Source organism: Paenibacillus sp. YPG26 (genome assembly GCF_023704175.1).
Taxonomy (GTDB): Bacteria; Bacillota; Bacilli; order Paenibacillales; family Paenibacillaceae; genus Fontibacillus.
Genome location: NZ_CP084530.1, coordinates 431,312 through 448,136 on the forward strand (window position 1 = coordinate 431,312; position 16,825 = coordinate 448,136).

Annotated in this window: 10 protein-coding genes and 1 pseudogene; 7 read left to right on the top strand and 4 right to left on the bottom strand. The window is 50.7% G+C overall.

The features are described from left to right. Positions 1-127: 127 nt before the first annotated feature. Positions 128-1,735, bottom strand: a complete 1,608-nt coding sequence (locus tag LDO05_RS01975) for an aminotransferase-like domain-containing protein (protein WP_481857011.1) — start codon at positions 1,733-1,735, stop codon at positions 128-130. A gap of 17 nt (positions 1,736-1,752) precedes the next feature. Between LDO05_RS01975 and LDO05_RS01980 the strand changes: the two genes are divergently transcribed. The 5 genes and pseudogenes from LDO05_RS01980 (at position 1,753) to LDO05_RS02000 (ending at position 5,417) form a co-directional block, all read left to right on the top strand. Next, positions 1,753-2,694: a DMT family transporter gene (locus tag LDO05_RS01980; protein ID WP_251377245.1), complete on the top strand. Its 942-nt coding sequence runs from the start codon at positions 1,753-1,755 to the stop codon at positions 2,692-2,694. Beyond that, complete coding sequence (locus LDO05_RS01985) at positions 2,691-3,125, top strand: PaaI family thioesterase (protein WP_251377246.1); 435 nt, start codon at positions 2,691-2,693, stop codon at positions 3,123-3,125. Before LDO05_RS01980 ends, LDO05_RS01985 begins: the two co-directional genes overlap by 4 nt. A 151-nt stretch (positions 3,126-3,276) precedes the next feature. Beyond that, a pseudogene (locus LDO05_RS01990) lies at positions 3,277-3,836 on the top strand (SDR family NAD(P)-dependent oxidoreductase). Between the two features lie 319 nt (positions 3,837-4,155). Further along, positions 4,156-4,557 carry a VOC family protein gene (locus LDO05_RS01995; protein WP_251377247.1) on the top strand — a complete coding sequence of 134 codons (402 nt, stop codon included), beginning with the start codon at positions 4,156-4,158 and terminating at the stop codon, positions 4,555-4,557. Between the two features lie 263 nt (positions 4,558-4,820). Next, positions 4,821-5,417, top strand: coding sequence for a nitroreductase family protein (locus LDO05_RS02000; RefSeq protein WP_251377248.1), 597 nt, complete (start codon positions 4,821-4,823; stop codon positions 5,415-5,417). Between the two features lie 183 nt (positions 5,418-5,600). On the opposite strand, the gene LDO05_RS02005 is transcribed toward LDO05_RS02000, so the two are convergent. The 3 genes from LDO05_RS02005 to LDO05_RS02015 all read right to left on the bottom strand — a co-directional run bounded on the left by LDO05_RS02005 (position 5,601) and on the right by LDO05_RS02015 (position 9,638). Then, positions 5,601-6,476: a hypothetical protein gene (locus LDO05_RS02005; RefSeq protein ID WP_251377249.1), complete on the bottom strand. Its 876-nt coding sequence runs from the start codon at positions 6,474-6,476 to the stop codon at positions 5,601-5,603. A gap of 400 nt (positions 6,477-6,876) precedes the next feature. Then, entirely contained in the window at positions 6,877-8,673 is a 1,797-nt protein-coding gene (locus tag LDO05_RS02010; protein ID WP_251377251.1) for a hypothetical protein, read from the bottom strand. Between the two features lie 11 nt (positions 8,674-8,684). Beyond that, entirely contained in the window at positions 8,685-9,638 is a 954-nt protein-coding gene (locus tag LDO05_RS02015) for a hypothetical protein (protein ID WP_251377253.1), read from the bottom strand. 442 nt (positions 9,639-10,080) lie between these two features. Between LDO05_RS02015 and LDO05_RS02020 the strand changes: the two genes are divergently transcribed. Further along, positions 10,081-11,871, top strand: coding sequence for a vWA domain-containing protein (locus LDO05_RS02020; protein WP_251377255.1), 1,791 nt, complete (start codon positions 10,081-10,083; stop codon positions 11,869-11,871). Between the two features lie 1,563 nt (positions 11,872-13,434). After that, positions 13,435-16,824 carry a tubulin-like doman-containing protein gene (locus LDO05_RS02025; protein ID WP_251377256.1) on the top strand — a complete coding sequence of 1,130 codons (3,390 nt, stop codon included), beginning with the start codon at positions 13,435-13,437 and terminating at the stop codon, positions 16,822-16,824. The last annotated feature ends 1 nt before the right edge of the window (position 16,825 follow it).

The window sequence follows — 16,825 nt, forward strand, 5'->3', positions numbered from 1 at the left end:
ATAAACAGGAAATTTTTTCACTGAGTTTGTAACTATCTCACCGCCAGGACACTCCAAGTTTTGCCTGCTTCCCTTAAGGTGCTTTATTAGGCGCATAGGGTTCCTCTTTTTATGCAAGATGAAAAAGTTATTGTTTCTTTGATGAACTACTGCCCCCGTCTGCCAATTCGACAAGCCTCTGGGTGCCTTCTCTCAATTGCTGCTCATTCAGATAAGAATAGCTGAGGCGTATCCATGATTTGTACTCCTTAAGTGGGTCGCAAATCGCTCCAGGCACAAAGGTGATTGATTGCATGATGCACATACTGAGTAAACGTTCAATATCCACCGTTTCCGGAAGCTTCACCCATAAGTTGAATCCACCTGCAGGGGAGTTCCACTCCCAATCGGTAGCGGACAATTCGTGTTCCGCGATATCCTTGCGGACCATAAGCGCAGTGCGAAGCTTCTCCATATGCTGCTGTAGCCGCTCAGAGAAAAAATAATGCAGAAAAATTTTCTGATTCACCAAAGGCGTCCCACTGTCCGACAATAATTTGGCTTTTATCAAGTAATTCATGATGGAAGGGCGGCACGCAACGATGGCGATACCGAGACCGGGAGCGATATATTTGCTGAAGCTGCGAAGATAAATGACCCATCCTTCTGTATCGTAAGCAAAAAGAGGCAGTGGCGGCTCTATGCCAAAATATATGTCGCGGTATGGATCATCCTCTAATAGCAGACAGTGATACCGCTCGGCAAGCTCAACGAGTCTTTTCCTTTGTTCGGCGGGTACGATATAGCCTGTTGGACTCTGAAAGGTGGGATTTAGATAAAACAGCCGCGGCTTGTAAGCCTGCATCAGCTTCTCCACCTGCTCCAAATCGTAGCCGTACGGGTGGATCTCGACTGGAACGATAGTTGCCCCTTGTTTTCTGAATATATCAATCGCGGTGCTGTAGGTAGGACGCTCCAACATAACGACATCCCTAGGCTTGACCAGTGCTCTGGCAACCAAATCCATGGCCTCCAGCGAACCGCAAGTGATCAACAATTCATCTGCAGACAAGTGAAACCGGTGACAATCGGTAAAGTAACCGCACAACGCATCCCGCAGCTCTTGGTCTCCTTGCGGAGTAAAGTAGATGCCGAGCATTTTGGGATACAAATCGAACACTTGCTTCACATATTCCGAAAAATAAAGATTAGGGAGCAGGTTCGGGTCAAGCACCGATTTTGATAGTACATATTCGGCATGTACCTGATGAATTTCAGAAAGATGGCTATCATGCACGTAAGCGGAAATGATCGGATCTTGCATCGAATCGGTAGAAAAAATGCCGTTCGGTCTCACATAATAGCCGGATTTTTCTTTCGATTCAACGATCCCATTATTCTTCAGTAGCTGATAGGCTTTGCAGACTGTTAGTCGATGGACATTGAATTCCATCGCCAGCGAGCGTATGGAGGGAAGCCTCTCATGCGGCTTCCATTCTCCGCGACGGATTCGATCCAGAATATAGTCATAGATTTGTTCATACAGTTTGCCTGCATATTCTTTTGAAAGTACTGTTTTTTTCAAATGTTTTGCCCCCAGGCCGATTAACTCGAAATATGTACTTGTGCTTGTGCCTCTATTATATAGGAAGTCTACGCATTCTGTACTAGTACTATTAATCTGTACTATTCTCCTTCCTTTATGATGAATAAAAGGGGGGCAGAACAATTTTACCGGAAAATCCACATAACTCATGAAAGAGGGTATTAGGAATGAATAGAAACATTTTATTAGCGGGTATCACCTATTGTTTGATTCCCGTGCTGGCGTGGGGAGGCATGTTTCCCGTTATGCAAGTTGCCTTGAAGGTTCTCGATCCGTTCTATTTCACGACGATTCGCTACATTTGCGCTGGGCTCATTCTTTTGGGAATGCTGATCGTTTTCGAAGGAAAGAACGTTCTCCGATTGGAGGGTAAATCATGGAAGTTATTGTTTTTTGGAGCTGCTGGGTTTTCGGGCTTCGGTTTTCTTACCTTTGTCGGACAACAACTCAGCGGACCGTCAGGCGCAATCATTGCCTCCGTTATCATGTCGTTAATGCCAATAATGACGATGTGCGTAAATTGGGCTATGAATAAAAGCAAACCCAAGCCGTCTATTTTTATTTCAATTTTCATTGCGCTTTCAGGCGCATTGCTAGTCATAACAAATGGCGATCCATCCCTAATTGTTCAAACCAAAGAGCATATTGGCGCCAGTCTGCTGATTATGCTTGGTGCTCTATGCTGGGTCGTCTATACGATTGGCGCTAGTCAATTTGCAGGTTGGCCTCCGCTTCGCTACACCGCTTTGACAACGTGTTTCGGATCCTTGATGAATATTTTAATCGTGCTGTCGGCAACGGTATTCGGATCCTTGACGATGCCAAGCGCGGAGAGGATCGGAAGCGCAGGATGGGAACTGTTGTATATGATCTTGATCGCAGGTGTACTTGCTGTATTCACATGGAACGTCGGCAATAAAATCTTGAAGCCAGAGAACGGCATGCTATTTATGAACATCGTCCCTGTGACAACAGTCACGATCAGTGCCCTCCAGGGCGTTGAAATTGGAAGGTTGCAGTTTGCAGGGATCCTCATCGTGATCGTCGCACTGGTGATGAATAATTTGATTCAGAGACAGAGGAAAGAGGCAGGTGAATATGCTAAATGACTATTCTTGAGCACTATCAGAAAGTGCTGAGCGGAGAATTGGAGCAGTCTCCCGTTGAGCGCCTTATGGGACTGAAGATAATTAGCGTAGAAGAGGGCAAGGCCACGTATGAAATGCAGGCTTCGGGACAACACGCGAATCCGCAAGGCACATGCAACGGCGGCATCATCGGCCTTCTAGCCGACATGGCCATGGGCATTGCCTACGGCTCTACCCTGCAAAAAGAAGAAACCTTCACCACGATAGAGATGAAAGTAAACTTTTTCAGACCTGTGTGGAACGCCAAAATAAAAGCCCATGCTACGCTGTATAAGCGAGGACAAACCATCGGGTTCATCCAATGCGATATTACTGATGAGAACGGTAAACGCATCGCTCATGCTTCAAGCACTTGCATGACCTTAAGGGGCGATAATGCGCAAGGCAGGTAGGCCCGCAGGTCATGCTCATGAAAACGATCGGTGATGGTTTCAATGTAAGAGTATTTCCATTAAATTCTCGTCAATGGACTGCTCCGTGAGTTCTTTCCTAAGGGACACGACTTTGTCGGAATGGCAAATGCTCCAAGGAGGCGGGACCGGGATGGGTCGTGCTGCAGCTCTAAGGCTCGGCAGGGAAGGCGCCAATGTCATCATCGCGGGTCGACGAACGAAAGAGCTTCAAGAAGTTTATGAAGAAATCGTCTCCCAGGGAGGCAAAGCCCTCGCTGTTCAGACTGACATTGCCGATCCTCGTCAAGTCGAAGCGCTTGTAGACAAGACGCTCGATGTATTTGGTAGTCTGGATATGGCTTGGAACAACGCCGGCATTCTTGGTGCTTTTTCACCTGTGCACAAACTATCCTTTGAGGATTTCGATACTCTAATGTCAGTCAATCTGCCGTAGCATTGGAGGTTGGTCCTAGCAACATTCGAGTTAACAATGTGAGTCCTGGAATGATTGCAACCCCGATGTCCCAGGAGGTCTTATGCGACGAGACTACAGCACGTCCCTTCATCAAGCAAACTCCCTTACAGTGGGTGGGACAACCCGACGACGTAGCGGATGCCGTGCTCTGGCTTCTGTCCGACGATTCTCGTTTTGTTACTGGTCAGAGCATACTTGTAGATGGCGGTTACACGATCGGCGGATTACGCCCGTGACTGAACGAAACCACGGCAAACCGCAACCGAACGATTAATTCCCGGATATGGTTTAGCCGTGTATAGATTAATTTACAACGTGGCTTTTTTACAAGCAGCACTAACTGAATTGTGAAACCCGATGTAACAACTTTAACTTCTAAACCTTCTTGTCTCTGAAGCCTAAACTAAAATTATTGAAGTTGGTGTATTTCAAAAACAGGATATTCTGGACAGAGAGTTTGTTGATGTTATGGCAATGGAGAAACTGTTACTTCTGCTGACAGAAGTAGAGTATAGTAGTTAGAGTAACTCAGAGTATAACAAGGAGGCTGCAGCTATGTCACAGGAGGTTTGGATTAACCTGCCGGTCCAGAATGTGGAGAGGTCAACAGCTTTTTTCAATGAGATTGGATTCAGGGCGGATAGCACAGGTAACGAAAGAGCGAGGCTTGTCGTAGGCGGGACAACGATAATGCTGTTCCCGGTTGCAACGTTTGAGAAATTCACAGGCTCCAGAGCAGCGGATACCTCCCAAAGCGCGGAGGTAATATTCTCTATCGGCGCTGACAGCAGAGAAGAAGTCGATGCCTTTATTCACCGGGTTGAGCTAGCCGGAGGGAGCATCTTCGGCAGGCCGGGTGAAATCGACGGCTGGATGTACGGCGCGGGATTCGCCGACCTGGATGGTCACCGGTGGAACCTGCTGTACATGGATGAGAGCAAGCTGCCGCAGCGGTAGATACAGGAGCACCGGTTACCTGCTTAAGGGTACCGGTGTTTTTTTAGCCGAATTAGAGTAAGTACAGAGAATATGACTACCAGAAATAAGGATGAATAATCTGTCCAGTTACAGAATATTTCTGTCTTAGTGAACCAGTGTATTCTAACATGATTCCCAAGGGGTTATTTGTTACAATAGAATTCGAGTGACATTTCTCACTATAGAGAGGCTTCTTGATGAGAAGCAGGTCATCATATACCGGACATTGGGGGAATTGAAATATGAATGTATCCGAAGCAATTCGAAGCAGAAGAAGTATTGGAAAGGTACGGCAGACTGAGATACCAACCCAGTCCATCGAGCGAATTCTGGAAGCGGGTACATGGGCGCCGAACCACCGCATGACCGAGCCTTGGAAGTTCTTCGTACATAGAGGAGAGGGCAGGGGGCTGCTTGGGAATGCCCTCGCCGAGATTGCGCTGGAGAAGTTCGAAGATCCGGGTTCCCCGGAAGCCCTGAAGGCCGTGGAATCAGCCAGGAACCAGCCGCTCCGTGCGCCTGTCATTATTAGTGTGGCGGTAACGCCTGTGGATAAGGCAGGGGTTATTGAGGTCGAGGAATATGGCGCGGTCTTCGCCGCCATTCAGAACATGCTGCTCGAGATTCACAGCCTGGGTCTGGGCGGCGTGTGGCGAACCGGAGCACCATGCTTCCATTCGAAGATTAATGAGCATTTCGGCCTTCGACCGCAGGATAAGATGCTCGGCTTCATCTATCTTGGAGAGCCGGAGGTATCCGATCTGCAGGGCAAGCGGACTCCTTACCAGGAGAAGACGGTATGGGTCGATACGCCGGAGAAGCTTGAGGCTCAGGAATAGAGAAGAGGACATGCAGAGGATGATCTGATCCAAGCAGGAGAAGGGGCGTCCCCGCAGCCATACCCAATGGCTGTGGGGACGCCCCTTCGATTCATATTAGACACTCGCGCGGCCTATAAGGCCAGATGGGCATTCACTGCTGATGCCTGACATATTCTGATCGGATCGCCTGCTCGCGTTCCATCACCATGACTTAAGTTCAGTTCTTTTCCAAGTGTCCTTGGCTACACAAATATAAATGTAATTATTGTCCCATACGATATCCCCAACCTTGCCCGGGGCATGTGCGGATTCTGGTGTGTTCGAATTCCGGATACGTATACGGTCCCCGTTGACATCCAGCTTGCTCTCCGGCTCAGCTGTGCCTATTCCGACGTTACCTTTCTGTCTGCTAACCGTCACGGCACTATCCATCGCTTTGCCCTGATCATCATGGCGGGTAATATGGAAATCCGCGCCTGTATTGCCGCCCTGTTCCCCGCTGCTTGCCCGAAGTGACCAGACCGGTGTGATTACGTTATTCGTATCATTCTTGGCGAACTGGATAACCTTATCCTCTTTGGAAGCTACCCGCAGAATCCCGTCCATTACGTTGAAATTGGAGGAATGGGTCCGGATATCCGCCACATCGGTATCATAAGGAATCTCGAACCGGGTGAACAGCTCATCCTTATGCTTGCCTGTAGGTGACATGGTTGTTTCGATTGAAATGTGCTTATGATCATGTTGTTCAGGATTATTCGCTTTATCGTGGGAGATGATGGCCGTCTTATCAACGCCCTTCTCATCGGCCCAGGCAATTGCGGGCTTGGCTTGAGCCGCGGTCCACTGCAGCCGGATCAAATCCGACAAATGCCCTTCGGCGGCGATCCATTGCTTATCCGTAGACAGGTGGATCCGTTCATTCTCCGGCAGAGCTAGTCCGCCCCCCGGCAAGGAGGATTTCGTAAAAGAGGAATTTGCTGAGGAGCTCTGCGCTGCGCCAAACAGTTGACAGCCTCCCAAGAGGCTAAGACTTGCCGCCAGGAGGGTCAGGGAAATCCATTTTACCAACTTCATTTCATAATTCTCCTTTTCCAAACATTTTTAGACTTTACACTAGAAATGATTCTATTATTCTACATAAAAGGCAATAGGGAATTGGAATCAAGTATGTATTTATCCATATTATGTAAGCGTTAGCAGTAAGGCTGTTTTTAGGGAATAAGCCTTATAAGAGAACATTCAAATGGATTGATGGCGGACGGATGCCCGCCCATCCGCTTTGGATGCAGGATACATGGAATAGACAAGACAAACAGCAAGTCTCCGGGATGACCGGGAGACTTGCTGTTTGTCTTGATTTCTATTGCTGGAACAGGGATTACAGGCTGCCTCCCTTTCACAGAAAGGCCGCTTGGGGGACATCTCCGCTCAGCTTCGTTCCAGTCGGCTGCCTTGCCTTCAAGCGGCAGAAATCTTACTCCTCCACCAACGTCACTTCAAACACGGGCAGAGATAGGGCCGTCTGACCTAGGGTAACATCCTCGTTCTGACTCGCAAGTGTACCGGATATTGTCACATTGCCTACCGACAGCAGGCTGTCCGACTTGAGCAGAACGTAGCTGTCGCCTAATTGAGCCAGCGGACCGCTGTCCGTGATGCTCACGATGCTGCAGGTGAATCGCACCTTCTGGCCCGCATGCTGGAGCAAATCTTCAATCCGTATGTTCTTGTACTCAGATTCGGACTCGGATTCCGACTCCGAGCCGGGCTCAGAATCAGACTCCACGGGCTTCTGATACTTGTAGTCGCTTCCTGTCCAGGCATAGACTGCGGATTCTCCCTCGCCATCCCCTTCCGGATTGTTCACCAGCAAAGTCCCGTCCTTCATAACCTGATAGCCGTCTGCTTCAAATTCGAACAGCTTGCTGAATTCGCCTTCCTCCACAGCAAAAGCGCTATAGTAGGCACGGCGGAGGCTGGATTCGGCTTCCACAAGAATAACAGGCATAGTGCTGGTGCTCAGCTGCTTCTCAAAGGACAAGCCTGTGATCCTCTGGCCCTGAAGGAGCTCACTGCTGGATACCATCCGGGTCTGACCGGCGGCATCCATGGCCGCATAGTAGATCCGGCCCGTATCATCCGATGCGGCCGCGTACAGCTGCGCCCCGTAACGGCCGCTTCCGCCTATGACATGTGCGTAGCGCTTGCTGCTGTCCGCCGCCTGAAGCAGGCGGATCGGATCGGCCTTGGTCCAGGCCAGCTTGGCGGCCGCAATCTGATCGGACGTGTCGCGATACCCCGCAACCGCTTCATACAGGGCAATCGCCTGCTGGTACTCCCCGCGGGCGACCATCAGCTTCGCTTTCCTGATCAGTCTGCTGTACTGCGTAGAAATATAGGCGGTTAGCGGCGATCTCACCTTGGCAGACTGTGCGAAGGCAACAAAGTCACGGGCGTGGGAGGCGAAGGCTGTGTAATTCTCTGTCTTGAGATCTGTACGGAGGACCTGATCGGCCAGAGACTCAGTGGTCTTCTTAATCCACGGAGACTCTACGCCGGCCTCCTTATAGATATTCTTCATGGACAGCGCCTCGTTCAGCATGCTCGTGAACATGCCGTCGGCAGACAGCTGGGTCAGCTTGCGGGTATCGTACTTCTTGAATGCTGCAGACAGACTGTCCAGACGCTTGTCCTTGCCCCCGTAGTAAGCCTCAGGAATCAGCAGAAGCTTATTCCTGAAGGACTCGTCCTGGTAGGTGCGCTTCTCCAGATTATCGTTCATCTGGGAAGTGAAGCGCTGCTCGAATTGCTTGAATTTACCCAGAAAATGATCGGTAACCTTGAAAGCTGACGAGATCTGTTTGTAATAACTGCTATATTGCCCGCCTGTCTTCATATACTTGTTACGTAGGGCAGACAGGTCCGCATAAGCTTGAACCAGCCTTGTAAAGTCTTCATCAGAGTCCGGGCTTGCGGACTGGGCGGCTTCATCCAGTCCGGCAAGCCGGCTTCTAATCTCGGTGATGGGGGCGAGCTGGGCCAGGCGGGTATGGATCTCGTCCTCCTTGTATTTGATCCAGCGGTTGCTTCGGGCTTTCTGGTACCACTCTTCCGCATGAATAAGATCCTTCTTCATGTAAGCACGCTCTGCTTCGGTGATCCAGGTTATTTTCTGCTGGATGTAATAGGCTTTCACGGCAATAAGAGCAAGTAGTGCCGCGCAGAGCAGGATGAACAGATTACGCAGGGTTAATTTATTTTTGATCGTCATTAGATATAGTCTCATAGATGCTGCCCACTTGATTGAGTAGTCGGGTGGAAGTCTGGGTCCCACTGATACTTCGCGTTATAAATCTCGGCCACCTCTGTGGCGAGATTGCTGAACTGAAGGTGAGGGTCACCTGTAACGATCCGGAATAAGCGCAGGAACCGGTCTTTCGGCAAATAACGGGCGTATCTGCGGATGAACTCCGGATAGAGCGTGACATATCTCTTCATCCTGACGATGGCGCCTACCGTTGCCGTAAGAATATCCCTTCCGTTCGCCATACTGAGGAACTCCGGCTCGTGATCGAGGACATACAGCAGCGTCCGCTCTTTGATAAGCTCGGGCTTAATCCTCGCAATCTCGCCGATATACTCAGCCAGCCCCTCATCGAAGTCGAAGAGCAGTAGAGATTCCAGCTGCAAATCCATGTCTCTGCGGAGAACAAAGGAACGAAGCAGCGAAATCTGCTGCAGCCGGTTGCGGTCACTGTTCACAAGGGTGCCGATTTCGCGCAGCATCTCGTAGGTCAGGCGCTCATCCTGCTGCCGAATGCCGATTGCGGCTTCGATGTTCAGACGCAGGCCGTCAATCAGCCGCTGCTGCTCCTGTCCGAACCACTTGTGCAGCCGCCGCGGCGCTTCGCTGAGCGTCATCCGCCTCTGCACGAGCCAGAGCAGCAGGGTTAGTGTGATTCCAGATCCAAGACAGATCGCAATCTCTTCAAAGGTCGTGCTGAATAGGACCCCGGTCAGCGTCAGAAATAGCGCGGCTAAGCGCTCGGTCTGCATAGAGCGTTTGACCAGCCGAAGAGCCATGGTGTCCACCGGCATGAAGGACGAACGCCCGCAGCTGAGGCAATCCTTTTCCCATAGGACCGTGAAATTGTGGCAGTTCCTGCACACCCGGAGCCGCTGATAGGCATAACGAGTGCGCCTTAAGGGACTTATCTGTACAGGGAGCTTCTTCATGATTGTTCCCGCCTGTCATTGATGATGGACAGCACCTGCCGGTCAATTTCCTCCTGGGGAAAAGGACGCCTGCGGTGAGAATAATAGAGAATCGTGCGAATAAGTACAAAAAGAAACAAAATTCCAATACATCCGTATGCAATCATAATAAGATCCTTTCTATCCTGGATGTGAGCTGTTTCTCGTCATTATAAAAGGGTTGGAGCACTACTTCAAATAATCATCTTCCTAAGCTCTGGCCGCGCAACCATGACAATCTGGTTTGAACTTTGAGGTGGTAAATTATATCATAATGTCATAGACTTGGCAGAATTAGTAAGAGATATGTCGTATTATAGTAGGTTTTTACTGATTTAACGCTATCTTAATATCTTCTTAATAAAAACTTAAGACCTGTTCCATAGAGTAGTATTATTCCGATTTCAAGTGAAGGAGTACCCTTATGCTTCCAAGACAAAAATTAATGCTAACGCTGCTGCTCGCGCTCTCCCTGCTGCTTCCTCTGACAGGCCAAGTTCAGGTGGTTGAAGCCGCTCAGCAGTCTTCACACATCGATGCCGTGCTGGTCGTGGATGACAGCAACTCGATGAATAAGAGTGACCGGAACAAGATCAGTAATGAAGCGATGAAGATGTTCATCGATATGCTCTCTGCCAAGGGGGATAAGGTAGGGGTTGTGGCTTATACGGACCGCATCCAGCGGGAAAAGGCCCTGCTCGAAATTCAATCCCCTTCGGATAAAGAGGACTTGAAGCAATTCATAGATGGGCTTGACCGGGGCTCCTATACGGACATCGCCGTGGGTGTCAAGGAAGCAGTCAAGGTGCTGAAGAATGGCGCTGATCCATCCCATGAGCCTATGATCGTTGTGCTGGCTGACGGGAATAACGACTTCAACAAGGCGTCGGGAAGAACCCAGCAGCAGTCCGATCAGGAGCTGAATCAGGCGCTGGCCGAGGCGAAGCAGGACGGTGTTCCAGTCTATACCATCGGCCTTAACGCGGATGGCAAGCTGAACAAGGCCGCTCTGGGCGCGATTGCCCAGAAGACGGGCGGGAAGGCTTTTGTTACCGATACAGCAGATGACCTGCCGCAGATTCTGAGCGAAATCTTCGCCAGCCACCTGAAGCTGAAGATCGTGCCGGTCCAGTCGATTACGGCGAATGGAAGCTATCAGGATGTAACGGTCAATGTGCCGAACGCGAGCGTGCTTGAAGCCAACATTTCGATGATGTCCTCGAAGCCTGTCGAAGTGAAGCTGTATGACCCATCGGGGAAGGAAGTCGCTATTCCCTCGGGTGATGTGCTGATGTCGAAGTCGAGGACCTACTCCCTGATCAAGCTGCTGAAGCCAGCCCAAGGGGATTGGAAGCTGAAGGTCAAAGGCATAGCCAAGGACAAGATCGATATCAACCTGGTGTTCAACTATGATATGGAGCTGGCCATGGATCAAATCCCTGCCAAAACCTACAGCAAGGGCGATAAGATCGATATTAACTCGTACCTGATCAGCAACGGGAACAAGATTCAGAATACAAACCTGTATCAGGATATGAACGCTGTGCTGGTTGTGAAGGATCTGGATACAGGCAAGACCACGGAGACGAAGCTGGGGAACACCGGCAATCATTTCAGCGGAACTTACGAAATTCCGGACCGGCATGCTTATGAGATCAAGGTAAGAGCAGAAGAGAAGAGCTTCTACCGCGAGACGCCTCCTGTGAAGATCAGCGCCAAGCCAGGCGGGACGGGGGCAGCCGCCAATCCAGGTGCCGGGGCAAGCGCGAGTGACTCAGACAAGAAGCCTTTTCCGACTCTAGCTGTTATTCTCGGTGTCCTTGGTCTGGCAGTCGTCCTGGCTGCGCTCTACTTCCTGCTCCGGATGTGGAAGAAAGCGAATCAAGGCTTTGTCGGCCAAGTGGTTATCGAGATCCGTGACGAGAACACGGGAGAGAAGACGTATCCGCAGTATAAGAAGCTTACCGCCTTCAAAGGCAAGTTCAACCTCCACCAGCTGCTGCAGCTGGCTCCCGAGCTCCGGGAGACGGAGAAGATCATCTTCACTCCGGGCGCGAACGACCGGATTGTGCTGAAGAACACCAGCCCGAATACCATCGAGAAATCGGGCCGTGCGATCGACGCCACCAAAGGTCTCGAGCTCAAAGGCGGCGACCGCCTGACCATCCCGCTGATCGGGGTGGATAAGACGATCTTCATTGAGTACTTAGTGTGAAATTAGATCTGTTGAAGGGGCTGCGTTCGGCAGTAGTCGCTGCGAGTCCGGATCGTTCTTCCGATCGCTGTTGTCTTCTGATTTCCTGATTGTATGTGAAATTAGATCTGTTGAAGAGTCTGCGTTCGGCAGTAGTCGCTGCGAGTCCGGATCATTCTTCCGATCGCTGTTGTCTTCTGATTCCTTGATTGTATGCTGATGGATGAAATCAGAAGACAAAGGCGAGCGCTGCGCTTCTATAGAACGATTCCGGCCTCTCCGCTGGTGGCGAGGAGGCAGCTCCTTCAAAGGCCGAATTTAACATATTTGTTGTTGGGCAGGGGGCGGTGCTGTAGGGAACGAATCCTACAGCACGCAGTTGAAGGGCTTGGACTGGAGCGTGCTGCGAGGTGGCAGCTCCTTCAAAGGCCAAATTTAACATATTTGTTGTGGGTAAGGGTGGTGCTGTAGGGAGCGAATCCTACAGCACGTAGTTGAAGGGCTTGGACTGGAGCGCGCTGCGAGTCCGGATCGTTCTTCCGATCTCTGTTGTCTTCTGATTCCCTGATTGTATGCTGATGGATGAAATCAGAAGACAAAGGCGAGCGCTGCGCTTCTATAGAACGATTCCGGCCTCTCCGCTGGTGGCGAGGAGGCAGCTCCTTCAAAGGCCGAATTTAACATATTTGTTGTTGGGCAGGGGGCGGTGCTGTAGGGAACGAGTCCTACAGCACGCCAATAGAAAGGCGAAGGGTGACCATTCGCAAAAAGACTTCGATGGTCGATGGTGGCACTAAGCTACAGCCAGTCCTTACTTCCGGCCCCATAGTGCAACTACGGTCTGTGATTAAGGTTCTGCGAGGAATGCAAGAGGCTTCTATAACTTCTGAGTCTCTGTGAGGATCGATAGGAGAAGGTAGACGATCAGCTCCCTTTCAGATTCGTTTGGTAGTCTTAGGGATAACCAAGTCCAATATGTGAAAGGAGAGTTATCAGTAACGCTCTTGTAACTCGATTTATATAAGTCTGTCGCTATATGAATTGAAATATAGAAAGCTCTGTAATTGTATTGCTCTTCTTAGAGGAAGAGGTAAATTAAGTGGGCAGGGAAAGGGAACAACGTTAAAATCAGGCCATAAGTAATTAAGTAAATTGCATCAGTATGAACATAAATTGCACAAGCCCAGCGGAGAGGATGGAATCGTTCTGAAGAAGCGAAGCGGTCGCCTTTGTCAGCGGATTTCCACAATAAGTGGACAATCAAGAAATCTGCTGACAACAGCGATCGTAGGAATGATCCATCCGCGGAGCGGTCTTACGGCACGAAGTGGTTAGTCAAATCAGGAAATCGGGAGACAACAGCGATCGTAGGAATGATCCATCCGCGGAGCGGTCTTACGGCATGAAGTGGTTAGTCAAATCAGAATGATCCATCCACGCAGTGGCCTTAACCGCACGAAGAAAGATTTTTACCAAGTTAGATGCTGGAAACGCACTATTCTATATCGCAACTTAACGAACTCAAATTCGGAGCAAGCAGGAAGAACAGAGGTGCCTGCTCCGACCACTTTAGGGGGTCAACATATGAAACCGGTAGTAAGAGAACATATTCAGCAGCTCGACGTATCCCTGGGCGGGGGGATCGTCAGTGAGAAGATTCGCGTCGATACCATCGACAATCCGATCCTCATCATCGGCCTTGGCGGAACGGGGATTGATGCCCTGCTGCGGCTGAAATATCAGATTAACCGCAGATTCAAGCTGCCGGAGGACCCGATCTCGAAGAAGAGACAGGAGAAGCCGAACAATGTCGAGTTCCTTGCTTTTGAGACGAACGAGCAAGACCGCGGCAAGCGTTACAAAGGCATCGGCCTCGATCCGATTAACGAGTTCGTCCTGCTGTCCAATGCGGAGATCGGTGGGCTGCTGCAGAATCGCAGCATTCTTGAGCCTTACATTACAGACTGGCTGTCGCCTGAACTGAGCATCACCGACGGCATGAACGGTGCCGCAGGGGTGCGCCAGGCTGGGAGACTGCTGCTTTTTACGAAGATTAATCAGGTGGTTCAGGCCATTGATAAGAAGATCAAAACGCTGTCCGTCGGCACCAATAAGAAGCTGATGGTATTCCTGCTCACGGGATTGTCCGGGGGTACAGGCAGCGGAACATTCCTGGACATTGCCTACATCGTCCGCGGAATTATCGAGAGGGACCATGGATCGGCGGGGATTGACCGCGTCAATACGCTCGGTTACTTGTTCACGCCGGATATTAATCTAGCGAGCAAGTCCTTAAGTGAGCATACACGTGAATATATTAAAAAGAACGGTTATGCCGCGCTCAAAGAACTCGACTACTGGATGAACGTGGACAGCCGGGGCGAGCGGTTCCGTCAGCAGTACGGGAATATTCTGAACGTGAATTCCCCGCTGCCGCCGTTCAATCTGTGCCATCTGATCTCGGCCACGAATACGGAAGGCAAGCTGCTGGAGAACGCCTATGACTACTGCATGAACGTAACGGCTGAGAATATTACGAACTTTATGGCCAGTGAGGAGAAGCAGTCCGGCGAGGAATTCGCCATCCATGACTACATCAGCAACATCCGTACAAATATTGCGCAGATGAACAAGCTGTATCCGGCCAACTATGAATACAACATCATCGGGGCTTCTTCCGCAGTCCTGCCGATTGAGGAGATGACCACTTATCTGGCTTTCCGCCTGTTCGGCAAGATGGAGAAAATGTTCGAGAAGGCACCAACGCAGGACGATGTGGAGAAGTTCGCGCGCAAGCTTGGCATCGACCTGGATACGATGGTCAAGACGTTCGAGTCCCGCGTACCTGAGCCGCTTCCGGGCTACCAGAACAGTGAGCGCCTGAGCTACAACAACGTGGTCAAGCAGCAGGTCGTCAATATGGATACCGAACTGGAGCAGAACTTTCTGGCCCGGGCCCGCGAGGAATACATTAAGGCGAAGAAGCAGCTGCCGGGCGAGATTGTTGGCCAATTCACCGATCAGATCCGCCGGCTGTTCCTGCATCCGGAGCAAGGTCCGTTCTATGTCTCCCGTCTGATCTATACGGAGAAGGGCTTCAGCCTGCTCAAAATGCTGCTGTCCTACATCGAGACGCTCCGTGAGAACCTGACGCGGATTCCGCGCGATATTGAAGCGGCCAGAGACCAGTCGGACGAGAAGCTTGGCGATGCCAAGAGCGCCTTCGTGTCCAAGGACAAGAAGAAGAACGCCTATATTGAAGCGAAGATCAATGAATACTGGCTGCATGCCGATGTGGAACGCACGGAGCAGATGATTGAATTTTACGAGGACCTGTACGATCTGCTGAACAAGGAGAACACCCGGATTTACAATGTGTTCACGGAGATTCTGAACGCGCTGAATTCGATTTTTGCCAAGAATGGAGACATCCTTCTGAACGGGGAAGAGCAGGAGGACCACAAAGGGAATAAGACGTACTACTGGAATATCGTCAGTGTGCCGGACATCTCGCAGGTGGTGGGCAGCCTCATGGAATCGAAGGATGTGGATGATCTGATTCGCGACTTCTCGCAGGAGCTGCTGGATCATTCCAATCAGTGGATCAAGGAGCAGGAAATTGACATTGTTAGCTCGATCTCCGAGTTCCTGACCGACAAATTCGGGGACCTGATTACGAAGTCGATGGAAGATTTCCTGCTGATGAAATACGGTCAGGATGAATCGATTGAGAAGTTCGTGGAGCGCAATATCGCCAGCAAGCTGGATGATGAGGCCGTTCCCGTCTTCCATTTGAGCAACAGCGCCGGCAATCTGTATTTCCCATCCTGGGGCTTCGTCTCCGTTCCCGTTCAGGCGCCGAGCATCCTCAAGGGGATCAAGAATTATCAGAACAACGCGGTGGGCAAGTCCCATTTCACGGTAAAAGAAAGCGAAGTCAAAAACCGCATCTTCTGGCTGAATACGAAGAACGGAGTGCCGCTCTTCGTCTATACGCCGCTGAAGGTATATGAAGAGAGCTATGAACGTACGATCCTGGACAAGGAAGGCATCGGCCGTCACCTTGTGCAGACTGACAAGAAGAACTGGACCTACCTGCCCTCTCCGATTCCGGAGAAGTCTTGGGGCGATGTGTATGCCAATCCGCGGGTTCAGGCCTACAATGCACGGGTACGCAGTGAGTTCGATCAGGCGCTTGAGCTGAAAGTCATTGCGGAGAAAGGGATTGACCAGAACACCAGCAACCGGTATGAGGTTGTTCTAACCAAACCGTTCAACTTGTCTGATGTACTGCGCGCCTATGATATGCAGGTCTCTTCCAACAAGCCGAATCTGGGTGAGGTGAAGCGGGCGCTGGGCGAGCTGAAGCGGCTGCTGTCCCAGGGGATGGAGCGCGAGGGCAGCAGGGATATTTTTGGCAGCATTAATGAGGACATGGCCAAGGAGAACCTGATCCGTTCACCAGAGCTGATCACCCGTGTCCGCGAGGAGCTTACGAAGTACAAGTCGATTCAGGAGCAGGCAGCTGCTCTGGAAGCCTTGCTCGGACAGCATCAGGATGAAGAAAAGTGGTTGGATCAATTCATTGAAGCCTTGTACACTAGCACGATTACCAAGAAGGGTGCCTTGTACGTGTATGACCGCGACGAGGAGGAAGAAGCCTGGGAGCCATTCGCTAATCTGATGAAAAGCCGGAATTTTGCCGAGTTCGAGGTGTATGGCAGCTTCCGAGCCCTGGATGAGAAAAGCCGCAGTACTCTGCTGCGCAAGGCGTCCCGCAGAGACGCGGAGCTGACGGCTTCCGAAGACATTGCTCCGCTTCTCTCCAAGCTGGATGAGCTGTATGAGGCGTTCCTGGATGCAAGAGACCGGCTTGAATATGAGCGGGTGGAGCTTGCGAACGGAGAGGAAGCTTATCAGTTCTACAAGCAGATGACCACCAAGCTCAGCGATATTCGCAGAAGGTTGAAATAGC